We start from the raw sequence: 19,979 nt of genomic DNA, 5'->3' as shown, positions 1-19,979 counted from the left end.
AAACGACAATGAGCGAAAATAATGCGCGAACAGTCATCAGTATCCCGTGGGTTGCCCTTCTTGGGGATCGGCGCGGCCGGCATCACGCTCACGCTGCGCGAGCGCCTCGACGGTGAACCGGGTGGTTGGCTCGAGCTCGAGGCGGCGATAGGGGATCTCGTCGTCGCTGTCTTCGCAGATCCCGTAGGTGCCGTCGCGCATGCGCTCGAGCGCGGCTTCGATCTCGCTGATGCGGGCTCGGTCACGCCCAAGCAGTGAGTTGGTCCGAAACCGCCCGGCCTCCTCGGCCGCCGCGTCTTCGATGTCGCCGGGCTCGGCGGTGGGGGTGTCGGCGAGCGCGCTGGCCTCGGCGATCAGGCGCGCGCTCAGCTGTGCGAGCTCGGCCTCGAGCTTGGCCCGCAAGTTGGCGAGCTGGGCTGCGGTGAGGTGCTCCATCGTGGGTTTCAGCTTGCAGGTTGGATCGACGGCTGGCAAACGGACCCGGGAGGCTGCTTCGCACAGGCCAGACTCCTGCCCGCTCGAGCGAGGTTGTCGCCCGCCTGCGGGCGGCCCAGCGGACGCGAGCGCGAGTCTGCAGCGCCCACGCTGAGCGTGTGGGGCGCCCAGGTCTGCTCAGTCGCCGGTCGCGATCGACAACTTCAGCGGGACGCGGACCGACGCCCCCGCGGCCGCCTTGCAGCTCCACCGATCCGCGACCGACACCAAGCAGCGATCCAGCGCGACACCGAGCGGCGAGCTGCCCTCGATCTTCGCGGTCTCGACCCGCCCCTTCGCGTCGAAGCGCAGCCCCAGCGTCACCGACCCCGCCAGGTTTGGATCCTTGCCCAGCGCCAGCGCATAACACCCCTCGAGATCACGCTGACTGGCCCGGGCCATGTCCGCGAGGTCCGCGAGCGTACTTGGCGTGACCTTGGCCCCGCTCGCGCTGGGGGTCCCCACCTCCACGAGCGGACGCCCGCGCGGGCGCTCGTTGTCCCCGAACACGAACTGGTCCCCCTCGATCTTCGGCCCCGCACCACGAAACGCAGCGTCGAACTCTTCTTGGGTCAGCGTCGACTCGTCGAGCAGCTCGGCCAGCTCGGCGTCGGCCTCTGGCGAGCCCGGCTCAGGCCCCAAGGGCAACGCGGGCGCGGCAGGCTGTGGCTCGGCGGCTGGCTGCGGGAGCTCGCTAGCTTCGTCCAGCTCGTCGCCGCCCGGTTCATCGACCGGCGCCGGCTCCCCAGCGCTCGACCCCGAGCCGGCCGGAGTGGTCGGCGCGGGTTCGTTCACAGGCCGCTCGGCGACCTCGCTCGAGCTCGACGCCGCCGGCTTGGCGCCGTCAGCTTTCGTGCGCTCTGCCGAACCAAGCGTCGACTCCCCGGAGCTCGAGCATGCGAGCGTCAGCGCGGCGAGGGTCACGAGTACAACTGGGCGTGATCGCACCTGACCATGGTGGCCAATTATTCGCCGTCACACGAGACCCAAAGGCCCCGAGCACAGAGTCTCCGCACCCACGCGTGCGTGCAGCAGCCGATACCACTCGAGCACCGCGCGCACGCGGGCGGACAGCGCCGTGCAGCCCCACACCACGCACAAGGTCGCCCGCGTGTTCGCGTGGGTCTTGCTCCGCTGGCTGTCCTTGACCGGGTTGGCGCAAGGCCCGGCCGCGTCGTGCAGACACACCAGGCCGTCTAGGCGCATCTCCTGGCCCGAGGGGTTGAACACGTAGCTGCTGTCGGGCCCGGCGATGTCGACCCGCAGCGGCGCCGAGATCAGGTCGAGATCGACCACGCTGATCGGCAGCCCGCTGTGCAGCGAGACCACGTTGCACAGATCCACAGCGAGGTTGATCGAGCCCAGCGCCGCCTTGCTCGCCGCGCCCAGCAAGAACTCGCTCGCAGGCTTGCTGCGCCCCGAGGGCCGAAACCCGCCATGCCGCAGCAAGTCGCGGACCGCCTTGCGCGTCGTGTCGTCCGCCGACGGCAGCGGCGCCTCATCAAACTCGAGCGCAAACCCAGCGCTCAGCCACGCCGGAGTCTCGAGCGCAGCGAGCGGCTCCGGGAATCGAGCGACAAACACCCCAAGCTGCAAGAGCGGATGATCGGCGACGGTCAGCGGCAAGGCGTCGGGCATGGGGAGATTCTGCCCCGGCTTTGGGGCCAAGAACCATCACGTGCGTGGAGCGGTACCCAGCAGCTGCAGGCGCCCAGACGCGAGCCGCCTCAATCGCCTGTGGCGGCGGGCAGCAAGATGTCGACCTCGGTCCCTTGCCTACAGCGCACCAACATCGCCCCGCCGTGTTGTTGCACGAGCGAGTGACAGATCGCCATTCCCAGGCCCGTGCCCATCGGCTTGGTCGAGAAGAAGGGCTCGAAGATCCGCAGCAAGATCTCGTTGGGGATCCCCGGACCGTCGTCGGCCACGCGCAGCCGCACCATGCCGTCCTCGCCCCACGCGAGCGAGACCACGATGTTGCCACCGTCGACCTCGAGCGCCTCGATCGCGTTGCGCACGACGTTGAGGACGACCTGTTGCAGCTTGTCGCGGTCACCGTCGACGTGGAGCGGCCCGGGCGGCAAGTCGATGCGTAGCTCGATCTGCTTGCGCGCTAGCTCCGGCTTGAGCAGCTCGACGACGTTGGCGACCATCGTGTTTGCGTCGAACCGACGCCGATACAGATCTGCAGGCCGGGCGAAGCGCAGGAAGTCCTCGACGAGGAGCGAGAGCCGCCCAAGCTCGCTCTGCACGAGCTCGACTGGATCGAGCAGCTTGGGATCCTCTGTCATCCGCTTGATGCGCCGCTCGAGCAGCTGCAGCTGCAAGCTGGCCGCGTTGAGGGGGTTGCGGATCTCATGGGCGAGGCCAGCCGAGAGCGTGCCCACGGCGGCGAGCTTCTCGGCGATCCGGGCGCGGCGCTCGAGCTCTCGCGACTCACGCTGCAGCCGGACCTTCTCGAGCGCGCGACCGACCGTCGCCAGCAGGTCGAAAGGATCGAAGGGCTTGAGCACGTAGGCGTAGGCGTCATGTCCCACCGCCTCGATCGCGTCGTCGAGCGAGCTGCTGCCGGTGATCAACAGGACCTCGCCAAACCCATCGCCCGACTGCTTGAGCAGCGGCAACAGTGACAGTCCAGTCGCGTCGGGCAGGCGGATGTCGACGAGCGCGACGTCAAAGCCGGCCTGGGCGAACGCGATCGCTTCCGATGCGCGCGAGGCCCGGGTCACGCGCGCCCCCTCCTCTTCGAGGATCTCGGTCAGGTTCTCGGCCAGGTCGTCATGATCGTCGACGAGCAGGACATGGGCGTTCTGCAGCTGCGGGCGAGTCGGCATCACGAGGGGCTCCCCAGGCTCATAGAATGTCAGATGTTTCATATGATCTCCCGAAAGCGCTCGAGCAGGAGCGGTACTAAGAATGGCTTAGTCAGGACGATGAGGTCAGTCAGTTGCGATGACCGGTCTGGGTCATCACCGACCGAATCGAGCTGTTCAGGGTGTCCGGTGATGATGATGACGGGGCGCGCGCTGCCGTCGGGACGGCGCCGAAGCTCGCGGGCGAGATCCAGTCCTTCGCCGTCAGGCAGGCGTAGATCGATGATAGCGACGCGAAAGTCCACAACGGTGGCGAGCTGTCGGGCGCGCGCCAGCGAGGTGGCGGGATGGGGGAGCACCCCTCTCTCTTCCCCCAAAATATCGGTGAGATTTTCGATTAGCGAGATGTCGTCCTCGACGATCAACACTGGCTTTTCGGCCACCGCGACCCGCCCGACGAAATCGACGAAGGCATCCAGGTTCAGGGGCTTGTCGACGATCGCTAGCGCGCCCGACTCAAACGCCCGGGTCACCGTGTCGCGGTCGGCAAAGCCCGTCATGACCAATACAGGCGTGCCTGGGCTGCGCTGCTTGAGGAGGTCGAGCAGCTCGAGGCCGTTGCGGCCAGGCATGCGGACGTCAGTGACCACCAGGCTCCACACGCGCTCGTCGAAGCACGCCAGCGCCTCATCGGCGCTCATGGCCAACCTGACCTCGACACCCAAGTCCTCGAGTATCTCAGCGATATTCTCTGCCAAGTCGGTGTTGTCGTCGATCAGAAGAATCGAGGTCTTCACGGCAGTCCTTGCGCGGCACTCGATGCCGACCCAGGCACTGCGCCCGGCAAATATATCTTCACCTGGGCGCCACCCGAAGCGGCATTTGTTGCGCTCACCAAACCGCCGTGACGTTCTGTCACGCTCTTGACTAGCGCGAGACCCAGGCCCGTGCCGCTTGGCTTGGTCGTCACCAGCGGCTCGAACACCTTTGGCACGTTGTCGAGTTCAAAGCCGGGACCCCTGTCGGTCACCGAGATCGTCACGTTCGCCCCGTCGACTGACGCGTTGACATAAATGCCCCCGGGGCCGCCCCGCTGCGCTTGCACGGAGTTCATGAACAAATTGACCAGCGCCTGCTTGAGCAGCCCGCCATCGACCCAAAGCTGCAGGTTGGCGAAGCCCTCGCGCTCGAGCACGAACGCCTTGGGCACGCGGGCCGCCGCGATCGCAGCGTCGAGCAGATCGGCCCCAGCCACGACTTCACGTCGTGGCGGCTGGTTGCGGGCCATATCGAGCAAGTGAGTGATGATCGCATCGCACTCGTCGATTTGATGTGCAATTTTTTCGACGTGCTTGACCGCGCGTGGATCCTCACTGAAGCGGCGACGCAGGATATAGAGCGATGACTCCATCACGCTCAGCGGATTGCGGAGATCGTGTCCAATGCTGGCCGCGATCTGCCCGATCGTTGCCAGCCGCTCGCGTCGGCGCAGACGATCCTCGACCTCGACTTTGTAGGTCTCGAGCATGATCGACAGTTCGATGTCACACAGGCGGTCAATCGCGGTCTTCAAGCGCTCGAGCTTGGCCCCCTTGTCGGCCGAGCTGTCATTCGCCAACGCCTGATTCGCTACTTCGCTAATATCGAGCCGCATCACGCTCATGGCCGTGACCATGTAGCGCTGCGGCAGACCAATGCGCACATGAATATGGCCGATGCGGGCGCGGCGACGACAAAACTCTTCGTCGTGCGGACCCTCGAGCCCGGATCGCATCCACTCGACCAACGTGCGCTTGAGTCGAGCGATCTGCTCCGCGCCTCCGGTGATCGTCTGGTGGGCCATGGGATGGCTGACGATGCGCTCATAGAAGTGCTCGGATATCCGCTCGAAGTGGGGCTCGGCGAGCGGCAAGAACTCGCGCAACACCAGCGAGTCGGCCGGGCAAAAGCCAACATACCCAGCCACCTCGTCGAAGAAGCTAGAGGCCGTGTGGCCGGTCGCCTTGAGTTGCAGCTCCATCTCGTCCAACGGTCTGCGCCTCTATTCGGACGCGGATTCCCCAGCGAGGTTGGCGAGCGCCAGCAGGGCGTCGGTCGTCGTGAACACACCCAGGACCTGATCGCTGCCTTCGCGCTCGACGACGACGGCGGTGCCGATCCGGCGCGCGGCCATGGTCTCGGCGACCCAGCTCAGGTTGGCTGTGGCCTCGACCGTCCACGGCTCCTCGCTCATGGCCTCGTCGACGGTGAGTGTGGTGATATCGACGCCGGGCAGCGCCTCGACGAGCGCGATGTCCCGACTGCTGAGCACGCCGACGAGGTGTCCGCCGTGCAGCACCGGGAGGTGCCGGACGCCGTGCTCATGCATGCGCTCGCGGGCGAGCGCGAGGGTCTGATCATCACCGATCGTGTGAGGTTGGGGAGTCATCCATCCACCAACCGTGCGATGTCCATTACTCATCGCGATCACATTAGTGGCACCGACATGTGGTTGGCCAGCGAAGCTGGCGGCAAGATTTGCTAACATTAGCGAGCACGGGGGCGCTTGGTTCTCGCGGTTGGCGCGGGCTGTTTCGTCGGTGACGCTGGTGTCGCATTTGTGTGTCACTTCGTCCTGGGCTGCCCCGAATTGCCCCGCGTGACGGGCGTGACGGGGGCCGTGACCCCAGACGTGACGCGGGCAAAGTAGAGCGCGCTGAGCAAGAATCCGACGGCGCCGACGGCTGCAGTGACCCAGGAAAAACCGACCAAGAAGTCCAGCCAGCTCAGCTCGCGCTGGCCGAAGTTCTTGAACAGCAGCACGCCAACGGAGCCCACGTATCCGAACGCGTCCGTCACGTAGATCATGAACACAGAGGTCCCCACGACCCCCGTCGCCGCGATCAGCCGGTCAAATAGCACGCAGCCGTAGGGCACGTAGCCCAGGTAGAGCCCCACGCCGATGAGGATCATCCAGGTGACCCCATCGATGAGGCCGAGTCCAAACCCTGCCGTGGCCGCGGCGATCAGGACCACGCCAAGCCCCATCAACGCGTGAATTGCGAAGAGCGCGCGGCGGTTGTCTTGAATCACAAAGATCGCCCCTAGTAATGCGAGAACGCACACGGCGACCAGCGTCTCGCTTCGTGCGAACACCGCGGCATCGAGGACGCCGAGCTGGGCGAAGATCTCGGCCGCGAAATTGTCGCGGAAGTCGCGATATGCAGTGAGAAACACATAGAGGGCGGTCAGCGCGATCAACCCAGGTGCGAAACGCGCAAAGAACGAGCGTCGCTGGGCGCCGTGCATGACGTCCCGCTTGGTCCGGGCGTTGATGTCGGCTTCGGTTGGCGCCGGCAGCTTGGCTAGCGCCAGGACCGAGAGCAAGAACAGCGGCAAGAACACAGCGCCGCACGCGGCGGGCATCCAGGTCTCTTGGACCCCGAAGTCCATCAACTTCAGACCGACCGCTTTCACGATTCCGCTGGCGACGATGTACGAGGCGGACAATCCAGCGCCGAGCAGCTCGGTGGTCTTGCGGCCCTCGAGGAACCCAAACACCAAGCCCCAGACCGCGCCGAGCGGCAACCCATTGAAGAACATCGCCACGACCTTGCCGCGTGGACCGGCGAGTCCGAACCCGACCAGCGCGAGCTCGGCGATCACGATCAACCCGATCAAGGTCCACGCCCGACGGTGGCTCGGGGTCTCGCTGACGAGCCTGATCCCAATGAACTTCGAGAGCGCGTAGCCGATCACCTGGCTGAGCACGAGGGCGATCTTCAGTTGGACGCCCCACGCCTCGCCCTCGAAGCTCGCCGCCGCGAAGGGTTTGCGGAACGCGTACATACAAAAGTAGGTGGTGAACGCAGCGCTGATGGCCCAAACCGCCAACAGCTGAGGATTCGCGGGAGCTGGCAGCTCCCGCTCGCGCGCGCTCGGGTCTCGCCGGTCGGTCACTGGGGGCAGAGCATAGATCGTTGACCAGGCTGTCTGGCCGGTATATGCGGGTAGTGCCGATCTTCAGACCGGCACGCTCGCCCCTTCCGAGGACTGCCCGACATGACAAAGCGATCGATCGAACTCGCGGCCCTGGCCATCGCCCTCACTTTCGCTAGCGGCTGCAAAGGCCGAACCGCTGCGTGGGAAGACAAGGGAACCAAGACGCCCACCGACGCAAGCGCGACCGGAGACGCGACCGCGACCTCAGCAAGCTCGCTCGAGTCCGCGAAGGCTGCTTGGGAGGCCCGCGGGCAGGGCAAAGACAAGGTGCTCGAGGCGATCGCTGCGTGGGAACAGGCCATGGGTTGCACCGCAGGTGACACCTCACCCAAGGATCGCTGCAGCGCGCCCCCAACCACCACGGAGAACGCCGAGACCCTCGCGCTGATGACCCGCGCGATCTACTTCTACGCCGACGGGTACCTGCGCGGAGACGAGAAGGCCTATCTCGACTACATGGACCGCGCCGTGTGGTGGGGCGAGCGGGCGCTGATCGCCGCTTCACCAGAGTTTGGCGAGGCGATGCGCAACAAGACCAAGTACCACGAGGCGATCGCCACCGTCGGGATCGCCGGGCTACCGGCCATGTATTGGTACGCGACCGCGCTCGGCAAGTGGGCGCGGGCCTCGGGCTTCGGGGTCCTGGTCGGGCAAAAGGACGACATCAAGGCGACCATGACCCGGGCCCTCGAGCTCGACCCCAGCTACTACCATGGTGGTCCCCACCGCTACTTCGGGGCCTTCTATGCGATCGCTCCCGGGTTCGCGGGCGGCGATCCAGACAAGTCGCAGGAGCACTATCAAAAGTCGCTCGATCTCGCCCCCTACTTCTTGGGGACCAAGGTCCTGATGGCCGAGAACCTCGCGACCAAGCTCGACGACGAAGAGATGTTCGATCGTCTGCTGCAAGAGGTGATCGACGCCGACATCAGCGCGGCGCCGGCCGAGATCCACGCCGAGATGGCCATCGAAAAAGAGAAGGCCGTCGAGCTGCAAAAGCAGAAGGTCGCCGAAGACTGGTTCTAGTCAGCCACTGCGCCAACGCTTGCGCACGGAAGATACGTTCAGGCGTTTTCACGCCGAAAACAGCGCTGGTTTGCGCCAGCGGGACCAGAGTAAACCCTGGTTGGCTCCCCGCGTAGACTCACCCCAAACACACAAGCGATCAGGGGTGAAGAATCCCCCAAGGGTCGCGTCGAAAGCCCCGCTCATGACGGACAGCAAGAAGCCCCTCGATACTACCCGCCGCAACTTCATCGCTGGCTCCGCCGCCGCGGTCTCGACTTTCTTCATTGGTCGACCCAAGGCACACGCAGGTGACGCGGAGATCACGCTCAAGTTCGCAACTGTCGCTCCCAGCGGGACCCCCTGGTCGAAGCACACGTCGCGGCTCAAGAAGCGGGTCAAAGAGGGCACCGACGGCCGCGTCAAGATCAAGGTCTACCTTGGCGGCGGGCTTGGAGACGAGGAGTCCACCCTCAGCCGCACCCGAAAGCGTGGCATCGCCGGCTGGGCCGGGAGCGCGGGCGCGCTGGCCAGCATCATCCCCGAGGTGGCCGCCCTCGAGCTCCCCTACCTGTTCCCCAGCGTCTCGGCCGCCGACGACATCTTGGACAACAAGATCACCCGCGACATGGAGAAGATGCTCGAGAAGGCCGGCTTCAAGCTGCTGTTCTTCTCCGAGAACGGGCACCGGTCGATCGGCACCAACTTCGGCTTCGTCAAGAGCACCGCCGACCTCAAGGGCAAGAAGATGCGCTCGCAGTCCCACGACGTGCATCTCAACACCTGGCGCGCGTTCGGGGCCTCGCCGCAGCCCATCGCCGTGACCGAAGCCATGACCGCGCTTCAGACCGGCGTCGTCGACGGCTTCGACAACACCCCGCTGTTCACCTTCGCCGCCTCCTGGTTCCAGGCGATCACCCACTTCACGCTGACCCGCCACAGCTACCAGCCGGCGCTCGCGGTGATGAACCTCGACATCTGGAACGATCTGCCGGCCGACGTCCAGGCCCTGATCGCGGGTGACATCAAGAAGGAGTCGGAGTACGGCCGCAAGACGGTCCGGGCGATCGGTCAGCAGCTGATCGACAACTTCGCCCCGGCCGGCGTCCAGGTCCACGACTCGACCCGCTCGGAGCTCGAAGCGTTCGCCAAGGCGACCAAGCCGACCCACAAGAAGTTCACCGACAAGTACGGCTCGGCGTTCTACAAGGCGATCACCAAGCACCTCTGAGCCTGGCTCCCAAAGCCCGTCGCAAAGACCCAGCGGATCCCCGCTGGGTCTTTTGCGTGGTGCACGAGCGTTTCCCGCGCGTACCCTACCCCCTACCTGCGGTCGGCTTCTAGGTAGTAGAGTTCGCAGGTGGAGTTCCTCAAGAAGCTCAACCACTGGCTGTACCAAGTGGAGCGGGTGATCGTCGTGATCGCGCTGCTCGTGATGTCGGTGGTGGTGTTCCTCTCGGTGGTCCATCGACGCTACGCCGACCCCGAGAGCGTCCTCGCCGACAAGCTCGCCCAGCTGATCGGGGCCGAGCGCGACACACCAACGTGGGTCTCGCTGCAGGACGTCGCCGGGCCGATCTCGCTCGTGTTGCTGGCGGCGATCATCTACTTGGGCTTTCGCACCGCTTCGCGCCGGAAGCTGTGGAACCGCGGCGACGAGACCGGCAAGACGCTCGCGCAGATCCACGGCGAGCCGCTCTCGCACGCGAAGTGTGCCCTGTACGCAACGATCACCATGCTCGTTGCCTGGGGCCTGACCGTGCTGCTGTTTGGAACCGGCAAGGTCGAGCAGTACGAATGCATCGAGCTGCGCTTGGCGGGTGAGTACAGCTTTCACTGCGGCCGGTTTCCCGCTGGGCTCGCGTGGGCGCAGCCCCTGGGTCTGATCCTGACCTTGTGGGTCGCGTTCCTTGGCGCCTCGATGGCGACCAAGGACAACCTGCACCTCAGGGTCGAGGCGGTCCAGCAAGCCCTGCCCGAGAAACTCCAGCGGATCAGCGGCTTGCTCTCGGGCGTGTTGACGGCGCTGTTTTGCCTGTTGCTGGCCTACCTCGGCTACCGCTACGTGATCGTGAAACACGAGGAGTACGTCATCTCCAACGGACTTGGCGGGCTCCACAACGGCATCGCAATCCCCTATTTCATGAGCTTCATCGTCGTCCCCGTTGCCTACACCCTGATGGCCGCCCGCTTTGTTGGACTGGGGGTGCTGTCGCTGCGCGGCGAGCTCGAACAGACGCCGGCTGAGCTGCGCGACCTCAAACCTACCGACGCCGATGGCGCCGAGGAGGACGGACAATGATCACCTTGCTCGCGCCCCCCTCGGAGCACATCCGCAAGCGCGCCAGCGTGTTCGGAGCCCTGTGCGTGTTCATCGTCGTGGCGCTGCTGGCGTTCACCGCCATGGCCAACGAGGGCAGCCTCACGACTGAAGATCCCAAGTTTGGGGTCGGCATGGGTCTGACGCTGCTGTTCGCCGCGCTCGCGGCCATGGTCGTGCTTGGCATGCCGCTGTTCGTGATCATCGGCGTGCTGGCGATCTTGTGCTTCATGCTGCTCGGCGAGGACTACCGTGGCCTCGATACGCTGGATCTGCTGCCCGAGAAGGCCGCAGAGATGATGAGCAAAGAGGTGCTGCTGGCGATCCCCTTCTTCGTCGCCAGCGGGTCGATCATGAGCGCAGGCGGGATCGCCCAGCGGCTCGTCGACTTCGCCCGCGCGCTGGTTGGCTGGCTGCCCGGCGGCCTCGCAATTGCGGCAGTGTTCGCGTGTGTGATCTTCGCGGCGATCTCGGGGTCGAGCCCGGTCACGGTGATCGCGATTGGCTCGATGATGTACCCGCAGCTGGTCAAGGCCGGCTACGACCGTCGCTTCACCCTTGGCTTGGTCACGTCCGGCGGCTCCCTGGGGATCTTGATCCCACCCTCGATCCCGATGCTGGTCTACGCGATCGTCGCGTCGAGCTCGGAGTCAATTGACGTGGCGGAGCTGTTCTTGGCCGGCGTCGTGCCGGGCATGTTGATCGGCATCCTGCTTGCGGGCCGCGCCGTGTTCAACGCCCAGAACGTCAAGCGCGAGCCGTTCGAGTTCAAGATCGTGTGGGACCGGCTGCGCAGCGGGATCTGGGCGCTCAGCCTGCCCGCCGTGATCCTCGGCGGCATCTACTCGGGCGTGTTCACCCCGACCGAGGCCGCCGCGGTCTCGGTGATCTACGCGTTGATCGTCGAGCTGCTGATCCACCGCGACATCGGCCCGCAGGACATCCCCAAGATCCTGACCGAGGCCGTGGTCAACATGGGCACGATCTTGATCATCATGGCCCTCGCGTTTGGGCTCAACGCGTTCCTGGTCGAAGAGATGATCCCCGAGCGCGTGGTCGAGTGGATCTTGGCTCGCCACCTCACGCCCATCACCTTCTTGTTGATCATCAACATCTTCTTGCTGTTTGTCGGCGCGTTGATGGACTCGATCAGCGCGATCTTGATCATCGCGCCGCTGCTGGCCCCGATCGGCACGCAGCTGGGCATCGACCCGATCCACCTGGGGATCATCTTCATCGTCAACCTCGAGATCGGCTACCTGACGCCGCCGATCGGCATCAACTTGTTCGTGGCCTCGTCCGTGTTCCGGCAGCCGCTTGGCGAGGTCGCGCGCGGCGTGATCCCGTTCATTGGGCTGATGTTGATCGGGCTGATGGCGGTCACCTATGTGCCGTCGATCTCGCTTGGCCTGGTCAACAAGGTCATGCGCGAGAAGCCGTTCTACGAGCCCTTCCCGGACCCGCCGGCCCCCCCCGGCTCAGAGGACGATCCCGACAGCGACGCGGACGTCGAGGGTGACCTCGGCGCGAATCAGCCCACGGTGGGCCCCACGGGTGAGCGCGTGATGTCGGTCGCCGAGATGATGGCCGCGTCCGAGACCGAGGGCGAAGACGAGGACGAAGACGAGGACGAGGACGAGACCGAAGGCGGGGCCAAGCCTGCGTTCGACTCCAGCGGCATGAACATGGTGCCCGTCGATCCCGACGAGGACGACGACGACTACGACGACGACGACGACGACGACATCAAGCCCGCGTTCGACTCCAGCGGCATGAACATGGTCCCCGGGTAGCTATTACCCCCCCGGCCGCCTTGGCACTTCGCGGTCACTCGCTTCGCTCGCTCCCAATGGGCCGTTTGTTCGCAGGGGCATGATTGGCCCCCTACAAGGGGGCTCTCGTCTGGCCACCTGCAGCCAGTGGGGGCCTCTCCATTTACGTGTCCGCCCATGACCGCCACGGAGACTTGGCTCCTCGGGGCTGGCTCTCAACGCCATTGCGCAGCTACTGCCCGACTTTGCCGATGGTGCCGTCGGGGAGCCGGTCGTAGAGCAGCCAGCGCCCGCTGTGCAGGCGCTCGTGCGGCAGGTACAGCGACTTGTAGGCCATCGAGGGGCACTCGGACACGTACAGCCCCAAGTACAGCCAGCGCAGGCCGGTGCGCTTGCACAGCTCGACCTGCTCGAGGATCGAGAACACGCCAGGGCTCAGATCTTTGAGATCGGGATCGAAGTAGGTGTAGACGGCCGACAGCGCGTCGGTGCCCCGGTCGACGATCGCGACGCCAGCGAGCTGCTCACCATTGTCCCCATCGATCCAGTAGCGGATCTCGAAGCTGTCCGCGCACGAGTCGACCAAGAACGCGCCGTAGCCGGTCTCGTCGATTGGGTCACCCTCGCCCATCAGCCCGCGGCCAACCTTGTGCTTGTTGTACAGCGCGACCTTCTCGGCGCTCAGGCCCGGCGGGCCGATCTCCACGCGCAAGCGCTCGCGCCCGCGGCGATGGATCCGGCGCTGGGTCTTGTTGGGGAGGAAGGTCTCGACGTCGAGACGGATCGCCTCGCAGGCCGTGCACGTCGGGCAGTTGGGCCGGTACAGCACCAAGCCTTGGCGGCGATCACCAACGTGCAGCCGCTCGCTGAACTCCGCCGCCGTCAGCGGACGGGTGGGTAGCCGCATCGGCAGCCGAGCCACCCGCGCGTCCAAGTACGGACAGCTGGTGTCCTCGTCGTAGACGAGGAGCTCGGGTGGGTGGCCGTCGAGCAGCCGTGGACGTCTTGTTCCCGCGCTCATGTGGATCAAGGGAGGATATCAGGGCGCCAGGGTCGACGGCCCCGGACCGGGTAACCGTAGCACGCACACGCGAGCGCGACCGGCCCACGTGAAACTGGCACGCCGTTCCCGGTTTGCGCCTACGCCGCAGATCACGGGGCGCATGGAAAAGCCGCTGGTGTTTCGCTAGGCTCCCAAGTCCACGCAGGCCCCCGCAAGCGGGCGAGCCGCCCTCGCCCGAGCTGAGAATTGTGGCCCGTTCCTCACTCTACCTGTTTAGCGCCCCGCAGCGGCGTCAGGGGGTGCCGTGGACGGCGGCGCTCGGGTTGGTCATCGCGGCGGTCCTCGCCAACGGTATTGGGCTCTACGCAACCGGCAGCGCCCTCGCGCGCGCGCTCGAGCCGGTCCCCAAGCCAGAGAAGGAAGAGATTGTCGAGTTCAACCTGGTCGATTCGTCCGATGACCGGGTCAGCAATGATCGGCAGCCCGAGCAGCTCGCGAACGAGAATTCGCAGGTCGAGCCGGAGGCGGAGCCCGCCGTCGACCCAGAGCCCCAGCGCGAGCCTCTAGCTGGTCGGGGCAAGCCAGAGCTTGGGGAGCGCGCGCAGGTCCGTGGTGATGACACGGGGGAGCGAAGCGGCGAGCAGACCGGCGCAGGCGACGACAGCTTGGTCGCCGCCAGCGACGGCACGCTCGACACCCAAGGCGCCGACGCCGGCTCGCAGCACGGTCCCAAGCAGCTCGCCGGCCTCGGCGGCTCGGCCTCGATGCTCAACGACACCTTTGGTCGGCCTCCCTCCAGCGACGCCCGCCAGCGTGACGTTGACAGGAAGAAGTCGAGCATGCTCGACAACGAGCGGCACCTCTACTCGTCGTTCTTCAGCCGCATGGCCGACCGCGTCCGCGAGCACTGGCGCCCGCAAAAAGCGATCGACAGCGCCGACCCCAGCGGCAACAAATATGGTCGCTCGAGTCGCACGACCGGGCTCATGGTCCGGCTCGACGCCCAGGGAAACATCCTGAAGCTGTGGGTCGTGCAAAAGAGCGGCGTGCCCGAGCTCGACGACGAGGCGATCCGAGCGATGCGAGCCGCGGGTCCGTTTCCCAACATGCCGGCAGGGCTGGTCGACTCGAACGGACACGTCGAATTCCCGTTTGGGTTCAACCTGCTCGACTCCGGTGCGTGGAACATCTTCAGGTTGTCGCAGCAATAGAACCAGCCGCTGCCGCTCCCCTACGCCGAGCGCGGGCGGGGCAGCTGCTCGGTGATCATCTTCTCGACCGCCACGACCCACGCCGGGGTGCTGTTGAGCGAGGGGATCAGCTCCAAGGTCTCGCCGCCGGCCGCCGTGAAGTCTTCGCGGGCCCGCATCCCGATCTCTTCGATCGTCTCGAGGCAGTCGGCGACAAACGCTGGACACATCACCGCCAGCCGACGCACGCCCCGCTGGGCCAGCGCCGGGACCACCTCGTCGGTGTAGGGCTTGATCCACGGGGTCCGGCCCAGCCGCGACTGAAACGAGATCGACCAGCGCCGCTCGACGCCGTGGTCCGGGCCCAGATCCAGGGCACGCGCGAGCGCCCTCGCGGTGGCGAAGCACTGGGCCCGATAGCAATTGCGGTTCCCGTCAACGAGCTGCTCGCAGCAGTCGGGCTGGACCACGCACAGCTTGGGATCCGCGCTGGCGATCACCTGCCGCTCGGGCAAGCCGTGAAACGAGAACAGCACGTGGTCCGGCGCGAGCGACTCGAGCTTCGCGCGAGCGACCTCGGTGAACGCCGAGATGAACGCCGGGTGCTCGTAGAACGGCGGGACGATCGTGATGTAGGGCGTGTTCCACAGCTTGGCGGCCGTGCGATAGACCTTCTCCACGCTCGAGCCGGTCGAGCTCGAGGCGTAGTGCGGATACAAGGGCACGACCACGATCTGATCACAGCTGCGCTCGCGCAGGCGGGTGAGCCCAGACTCGATCGACGGGCTGCCGTAGCGCATGCCCAGCTCGATCGGGCACGCGGGGATGCGCTCGCGCAGCGCGTCGACCAACGCGAGGCTATGTGTCAACAGCGGTGAGCCCGCCTCGGTCCAGATCTTTTCGTACGCCGCCGCGCTGCGCTTGGGTCGAAACGGCAGGATCACCAAATTGAGCAGCAGCCAGCGCCCGACGGGGTTGATGTCGATCACCCGCGGATCCGACAGGAACTCCCGCAAATATCGACGCACCGCGGCCGGCTCCGGCGCGTCCGGGGTCCCGAGGTTGACCAACAAGATCCCGGTGCGGTGCAGAGCCTGGGACACGACCGCGCCACTGTGGCCCGTGGACATGGGTGTGGCAAGCAGTTCCAAGCGCGTGGAGGCCACCCCTCGTGATACACACCCAAGCGATGGCAGACCTCGCAGGAAAGACGCTCTTCATCACTGGCGCGAGCCGTGGCATCGGCAAGGCGATTGCGCTGCGCGCCGCCAAGGACGGGGCCAACATCGTGATCGCGGCCAAGACCGCCGAGCCCCACCCCAAGCTCGAAGGCACGATCTACACCGCCGCGAAAGAGATCGAGCAAGCAGGCGGCAAGGCCCTGCCCGTGATCGTCGATGTTCGCTCCGAAGATCAGATCCAGGCCGCGGTGAAGCAGGCGGTGCAGACCTTCGGCGGCCTCGACATCCTGGTCAACAACGCCAGCGCGATCATGCTGACCGGGACGCTGCAGACGCCGCTCAAGCGCTTCGATCTCATGCACCAAGTCAACGCGCGCGGGACCTTCGCCACCTCGCAGGCGTGCATCCCCGAGCTGCTGAAGGCCGACAACCCGCACATCCTCAATATCTCGCCGCCGCTCAACCTCAACCCGCGGTGGTTCCAGAACCATGTCGCCTACACGATGGCCAAGTACGGCATGAGCATGTGCGTGCTGGGCATGGCCGCCGAGTTTGCGCGCAAGGGCATGGCCGTCAACGCCCTGTGGCCGCGAACTCCCATCGCGACCGCGGCGGTAGAGAACCTGCTCGGCGGCGAACAAATGATGAGGCAGTCGCGGACCGTGGAGATCATGTCCGACGCCGCCCACGTGCTGCTGACCCGCGACGCGAAGACCTGCACGGGCAACTTCTTCATCGACGACGAGCTGCTCGCCGAAGCTGGGGTCACGGATCTGAGCAAGTACGCGGTCGATCCCTCGCAAGAGCTGCTCACCGACTTCTTCTTGGATTGACACCCATGGCCAAAGCCCACGCGCTGCCACACACACCGTGGGCCCGGCCGCTCGCGGGCTTGCTCGCGCGGCTGCGCAGGCGGGGCAAGCGAGCGCCGTCGCCAATCGCGAGCTTGGGTCCCGGCTGGGCGGTCGTGCGTGGGCGCGCGCGCGCGGGATCCAACGCGCGGCGGGCCCCGATCTCGGGCCGGCTCGGGCTGGGCTGGCGGGTGCTGGTCGAGCGCGAGTGTGGGGTCCGCGGCTGGGAGCCCGTCGTGGATCTGTGCGAGTTCGTCAACTTCGAGCTGCAGGATCCAAGCGGCTCGATCTGTGTGCGCGCGTGCGACTGTCCAATCGTGATCGAGGTGGCCGAACGTCGCGGCCGCGGCGGACCGTTCGCGCCGCCGCCCTTCGTCGTCGCCCAGCTGATCGCTCGAGCCGCGCGCGAACCATCTGCGGTCCAGGGCGTGTTGTTTCACAAGGGCTTTCGCTGGCGCGAGTGGGTGCTCGAAGCCGGCAGCGAGATCCTGGTGCGCGGTCGGGTGATCAGCGAACCGGGCGACGAGTCCACCGGCTACCGCGCGCTGACCGAGGTGCTGGTGCTCGCGGGCGGGACCACCCGACCGCTCGAGCTCACAGAGTGACGGTGTCCGCGGGTGGGCGCCCGCGAGTGGGCGCGAGTACGATTGTCGATCAGACTGCTTGAAGACAGTCGTTGCTGCTGCGCGACACTCCACGGCGGCACACGAGGCAAAGACGGCGCAGGCGCAAGCGCAGCAGCATGACAGCTCGTCGCGCTGATCTGACACAACCTGCCTCGAGAGCGCCGCAAGCGACCCCACCGCGATGTGTGGTGAATTCGGGCTACCCGGGTGGGGAGGGAGTTTGAGGCGACGCGCGGGTTGACCCTCGAGGTCCGGGTCTTAGCTTCCCCGCCATCGGCTCACTCGAACCTGAATCGAAGCAGCCGCGCTAGAGCCCATCCGAACGAACGGAATCATCATGACCGACAAGCAAACCAACGAGTACCCGCTGCTCCCCCTTCGACGTGGGGTGCTGCTTCCTGGCGCCGTGTCGACCCTGCCAGTCGGGCGCCCCCGCTCGTTGGCACTCGTCGCCGCCGTGAACGCCGGCGACATCATCGTCATCGCCTCGCAGCGCGAGCCCGAGACCGAGACACCTACAATCGCCGACCTGCATCCGGTCGGCGTCCTCGCGAGGGTCCACCGCATTGGCCGCAGCAACGATGGCAGCGCGCGCCTCGTCGTCGAGACCCGCGAGCGGGTCAAGCTAGAGCAGGTGTTGCAGAGCGATCCGCACATGCGGGTGTCGACCTCGCCGGCGACAGACCAACACGCCGACTCGACCGAAGCCAAGATCCTCGCGGAGTCGCTGCGCGAGCACGTCCGCGAGCTCGCGGGCACCGACGGCGGCAACCTCGTCGAGGCCGTGGCCAAGCGGCTCGATCCCAGCGCCCTCGCCGACGCGATCGGCTCGCACCTGCCGCTCGAGCGCCGCGCCGAGGTCGAAGTGCTGATGACCCTCGATGTCCCCGAGCGCCTGCGCTTGGTCGCGCGCTTCGTCAACGAGGCCCACGAGATGCACTCGATGCGGCAAAAGATCGACGAAGAGGTGCGCAAGCGGCTTGGCAAGCACCAGCGCGAGGCGATCTTGCGCGAGCGCGTCAAGGCGATCCAGACCGAGCTTGGTGACGACGACGAGAGCGGTGAGGCCGACAAGCTGACCGAGAAGCTCGCCGCCGCCGATCTGCCCGAAGAAGTGCAGAAGGTCGTCGACCGCGAGCTCAAGCGGCTGACCAAGCTCAACCCCGCGCACCCCGAGTTCAACGTCGCGCGGACCTACCTGGACACGATCGCGGATCTGCCGTGGAGCACCCGCGCCGAGGTCAAAGATGATCTCGACGAGGTCTCTGCCCAGCTCGACGCAGACCACTTCGGGCTCGACGACGTCAAGCAGCGGATCCTCGAGCACATGGCCGTGCTCAAGCTGTCGGGCGGCAGCAAGGGCACGATCTTGTGCCTCGCGGGCCCTCCCGGCGTCGGCAAGACCTCGCTCGGCCGCTCGATCGCCGAGGCCACGGGGCGGCCCTTCGTTCGCATCGCCCTAGGCGGTGTGCGGGACGAGGCCGAGGTCCGTGGTCATCGGCGAACCTACGTCGGAGCGATCCCCGGGCGCATCATCAACGCGATGCGCAAGGCCAAGGTCAAGAACCCCGTGATGCTGCTCGACGAGGTCGACAAGCTCTCGCAGGGGTGGAGCGGCTCGCCCGAGGCCGCGCTGCTCGAGCTGCTCGACCCCGAGCAAAACCACACCTTCACGGATCACTACCTCGAGCTGCCCTTCGACATGTCCGAGGTGATGTTCGTGGTCACGGCCAACGATCTCAGCAAGATGTCGCCGCCGCTGCGCGACCGCCTCGATATCGTCGAGATCAACGGCTACACCCCAGAGGAGAAGCTGAAGATCGCCAAGGGCCACCTGATCCCGCGCAAGCTCGAGGAGAACGCGCTTGGCCCCGACACCCTCGAGATCGAGGATCTGGCCCTGCGCCACATGATCACCGACTACACCCGCGAGGCGGGCGTGCGTCAGCTTGGCCGCGAGCTTGGCAAGCTGTCGCGGGCGGTCGCGCTGCAGGTCGCCCGGCGCAAGGGCGACGAGCCAACCACCGCGATCCGGATCGCGCTCGAGGATCTCGACGAGTACCTGGGCAAGCAGCGCTTCTACAACGAGGTCGCCGAGCGCACGGCGGTGCCAGGGGTCGCAACGGGGCTGGCGTGGACGCCGGTCGGCGGCGACATCTTGTTCATCGAGACCTCGCAGATGCCAGGCAAGGGTACGCTCAAGATCACCGGCCAGCTCGGTGACGTAATGAAGGAGTCTGCCCACGCCGCGCTGAGCTACGTGCGCAGCAACGCGGCCAAGATCGGTGTCGAGCCGGACTTCCTCGACACGCGTGACATCCACATTCACGTGCCAGCTGGCGCGGTGCCCAAGGATGGTCCTTCGGCGGGGGTCACGATCTTCACGGCCCTGACCTCGCTGCTCAGCGGTCGTCGGGTCCGCAGCGACACCGCGATGACCGGCGAGTGCACGCTCCGCGGGCGGGTGCTGCCGGTCGGCGGGATCAAGGCCAAGGTGCTCGCTGCCCACCGGGCTGGGATCACGCGGATCATCCTGCCGCACCGCAACGCCCGCGACCTCGACGATGTCCCCGAGGAGGTCCGCTCGCAGCTCGAGTTCGTGCTCGCCGAGGACATGGGCGAGGTGCTCGACGCGGCGCTCGAGAAGGAGCCGCGACCCAGTCAGTCACAGCTGGGGCTGTCGATCATCGATGAGCTCGACAGCTCGGCCCCGCTGAGCTGAGCGGACTAAAGCGGACGGGCCAGTACGAGCCCCGCTACCAA

18 protein-coding genes are annotated in these 19,979 nt (G+C 66.2%); 8 read left to right on the top strand and 10 right to left on the bottom strand.

What is annotated here, in order from left to right:
• Positions 1-36: 36 nt before the first annotated feature.
• The 8 genes from DB30_RS04800 to DB30_RS04765 form a co-directional block, all read right to left on the bottom strand.
• Positions 37-435 carry a TraR/DksA family transcriptional regulator gene (locus tag DB30_RS04800; protein ID WP_052546785.1) on the bottom strand — a complete coding sequence of 133 codons (399 nt, stop codon included), beginning with the start codon at positions 433-435 and terminating at the stop codon, positions 37-39.
• 177 nt (positions 436-612) lie between these two features.
• On the bottom strand, positions 613-1,422 hold the full coding sequence (locus DB30_RS04795; RefSeq protein ID WP_205632913.1) for a hypothetical protein: 810 nt from the start codon (positions 1,420-1,422) through the stop codon (positions 613-615).
• A gap of 27 nt (positions 1,423-1,449) precedes the next feature.
• Positions 1,450-2,112 (bottom strand): phenylalanine--tRNA ligase beta subunit-related protein, encoded by a 663-nt coding sequence (locus tag DB30_RS04790; protein WP_052546783.1) that lies wholly within the window; start codon positions 2,110-2,112, stop codon positions 1,450-1,452.
• A gap of 89 nt (positions 2,113-2,201) precedes the next feature.
• Complete coding sequence (locus DB30_RS04785) at positions 2,202-3,308, bottom strand: sensor histidine kinase (RefSeq protein WP_165703627.1); 1,107 nt, start codon at positions 3,306-3,308, stop codon at positions 2,202-2,204.
• A gap of 38 nt (positions 3,309-3,346) precedes the next feature.
• Positions 3,347-4,084: a response regulator gene (locus DB30_RS04780; RefSeq protein WP_052546781.1), complete on the bottom strand. Its 738-nt coding sequence runs from the start codon at positions 4,082-4,084 to the stop codon at positions 3,347-3,349.
• Entirely contained in the window at positions 4,081-5,307 is a 1,227-nt protein-coding gene (locus DB30_RS04775) for a protoglobin domain-containing protein (protein ID WP_146658047.1), read from the bottom strand. The genes DB30_RS04780 and DB30_RS04775 overlap by 4 nt, the downstream gene beginning before the upstream one ends.
• A gap of 21 nt (positions 5,308-5,328) precedes the next feature.
• Positions 5,329-5,715 (bottom strand): CBS domain-containing protein, encoded by a 387-nt coding sequence (locus tag DB30_RS04770; protein ID WP_052546779.1) that lies wholly within the window; start codon positions 5,713-5,715, stop codon positions 5,329-5,331.
• A gap of 176 nt (positions 5,716-5,891) precedes the next feature.
• On the bottom strand, positions 5,892-7,226 hold the full coding sequence (locus tag DB30_RS04765; RefSeq protein ID WP_205632912.1) for a DUF5690 family protein: 1,335 nt from the start codon (positions 7,224-7,226) through the stop codon (positions 5,892-5,894).
• A gap of 102 nt (positions 7,227-7,328) precedes the next feature.
• Here DB30_RS04765 and DB30_RS04760 point away from each other — a divergent pair, with 102 nt between their 5' ends.
• The 4 genes from DB30_RS04760 to DB30_RS04745 all read left to right on the top strand — a co-directional run bounded on the left by DB30_RS04760 (position 7,329) and on the right by DB30_RS04745 (position 12,386).
• Entirely contained in the window at positions 7,329-8,294 is a 966-nt protein-coding gene (locus DB30_RS04760) for a TRAP transporter TatT component family protein (protein ID WP_052546778.1), read from the top strand.
• Between the two features lie 184 nt (positions 8,295-8,478).
• A complete protein-coding gene (locus DB30_RS04755) occupies positions 8,479-9,504 on the top strand; it encodes a TRAP transporter substrate-binding protein (protein WP_052546777.1) in 1,026 nt (341 codons plus the stop codon).
• 129 nt (positions 9,505-9,633) lie between these two features.
• Complete coding sequence (locus DB30_RS04750) at positions 9,634-10,575, top strand: TRAP transporter small permease (RefSeq protein WP_052546776.1); 942 nt, start codon at positions 9,634-9,636, stop codon at positions 10,573-10,575.
• Positions 10,572-12,386, top strand: coding sequence for a TRAP transporter large permease (locus tag DB30_RS04745; RefSeq protein WP_205632911.1), 1,815 nt, complete (start codon positions 10,572-10,574; stop codon positions 12,384-12,386). The genes DB30_RS04750 and DB30_RS04745 overlap by 4 nt, the downstream gene beginning before the upstream one ends.
• A gap of 211 nt (positions 12,387-12,597) precedes the next feature.
• Here DB30_RS04745 and DB30_RS04740 read toward each other — a convergent pair whose 3' ends face one another.
• On the bottom strand, positions 12,598-13,386 hold the full coding sequence (locus DB30_RS04740) for an arginyltransferase (protein ID WP_052546775.1): 789 nt from the start codon (positions 13,384-13,386) through the stop codon (positions 12,598-12,600).
• 230 nt (positions 13,387-13,616) lie between these two features.
• Between DB30_RS04740 and DB30_RS04735 the strand changes: the two genes are divergently transcribed.
• Positions 13,617-14,579, top strand: a complete 963-nt coding sequence (locus DB30_RS04735) for a TonB family protein (RefSeq protein WP_146658046.1) — start codon at positions 13,617-13,619, stop codon at positions 14,577-14,579.
• Between the two features lie 20 nt (positions 14,580-14,599).
• Here the strand turns inward: DB30_RS04735 and hemH are convergent, their stop codons facing one another.
• Entirely contained in the window at positions 14,600-15,661 is a 1,062-nt protein-coding gene (hemH, locus tag DB30_RS04730; protein ID WP_240480164.1) for a ferrochelatase, read from the bottom strand.
• Between the two features lie 86 nt (positions 15,662-15,747).
• Here hemH and DB30_RS04725 point away from each other — a divergent pair, with 86 nt between their 5' ends.
• The 3 genes from DB30_RS04725 (at position 15,748) to lon (ending at position 19,938) form a co-directional block, all read left to right on the top strand.
• Positions 15,748-16,572 (top strand): SDR family oxidoreductase, encoded by an 825-nt coding sequence (locus DB30_RS04725; RefSeq protein ID WP_052546772.1) that lies wholly within the window; start codon positions 15,748-15,750, stop codon positions 16,570-16,572.
• 5 nt (positions 16,573-16,577) lie between these two features.
• Positions 16,578-17,195, top strand: coding sequence for a hypothetical protein (locus DB30_RS04720; RefSeq protein WP_052546771.1), 618 nt, complete (start codon positions 16,578-16,580; stop codon positions 17,193-17,195).
• A 358-nt stretch (positions 17,196-17,553) separates the two neighbouring features.
• Positions 17,554-19,938 (top strand): endopeptidase La, encoded by a 2,385-nt coding sequence (gene lon, locus DB30_RS04715; protein ID WP_146658045.1) that lies wholly within the window; start codon positions 17,554-17,556, stop codon positions 19,936-19,938.
• The last annotated feature ends 41 nt before the right edge of the window (positions 19,939-19,979 follow it).

Origin of the sequence: Enhygromyxa salina (assembly GCF_000737335.2) — a bacterium.
Lineage (GTDB): Bacteria > Myxococcota_A > Polyangia > Nannocystales > Nannocystaceae > Plesiocystis > Plesiocystis salina_C.
Note: the sequence above shows the minus strand (reverse complement) of the source record. Positions and strands in the feature narration are given on the sequence as shown.

Bases quoted from the DNA above. Each gene is read 5' to 3' on its own strand.
- DB30_RS04775 (WP_146658047.1), bottom strand. From the start codon at position 5,307: ATGGAGCTGCAACTCAAGGCGACCGGCCACACGGCCTCTAGCTTCTTC.
- DB30_RS04725 (WP_052546772.1), top strand. From the start codon at position 15,748: ATGGCAGACCTCGCAGGAAAGACGCTCTTCATCACTGGCGCGAGCCGT.
- DB30_RS04740 (WP_052546775.1), bottom strand. From the start codon at position 13,386: ATGAGCGCGGGAACAAGACGTCCACGGCTGCTCGACGGCCACCCACCC.
- DB30_RS04790 (WP_052546783.1), bottom strand. From the start codon at position 2,112: ATGCCCGACGCCTTGCCGCTGACCGTCGCCGATCATCCGCTCTTGCAG.
- DB30_RS04720 (WP_052546771.1), top strand. From the start codon at position 16,578: ATGGCCAAAGCCCACGCGCTGCCACACACACCGTGGGCCCGGCCGCTC.
- DB30_RS04760 (WP_052546778.1), top strand. From the start codon at position 7,329: ATGACAAAGCGATCGATCGAACTCGCGGCCCTGGCCATCGCCCTCACT.
- DB30_RS04785 (WP_165703627.1), bottom strand. From the start codon at position 3,308: ATGCCGACTCGCCCGCAGCTGCAGAACGCCCATGTCCTGCTCGTCGAC.
- DB30_RS04770 (WP_052546779.1), bottom strand. From the start codon at position 5,715: ATGACTCCCCAACCTCACACGATCGGTGATGATCAGACCCTCGCGCTC.
- DB30_RS04755 (WP_052546777.1), top strand. From the start codon at position 8,479: ATGACGGACAGCAAGAAGCCCCTCGATACTACCCGCCGCAACTTCATC.
- lon (WP_146658045.1), top strand. From the start codon at position 17,554: ATGACCGACAAGCAAACCAACGAGTACCCGCTGCTCCCCCTTCGACGT.
- DB30_RS04800 (WP_052546785.1), bottom strand. From the start codon at position 435: ATGGAGCACCTCACCGCAGCCCAGCTCGCCAACTTGCGGGCCAAGCTC.
- DB30_RS04745 (WP_205632911.1), top strand. From the start codon at position 10,572: ATGATCACCTTGCTCGCGCCCCCCTCGGAGCACATCCGCAAGCGCGCC.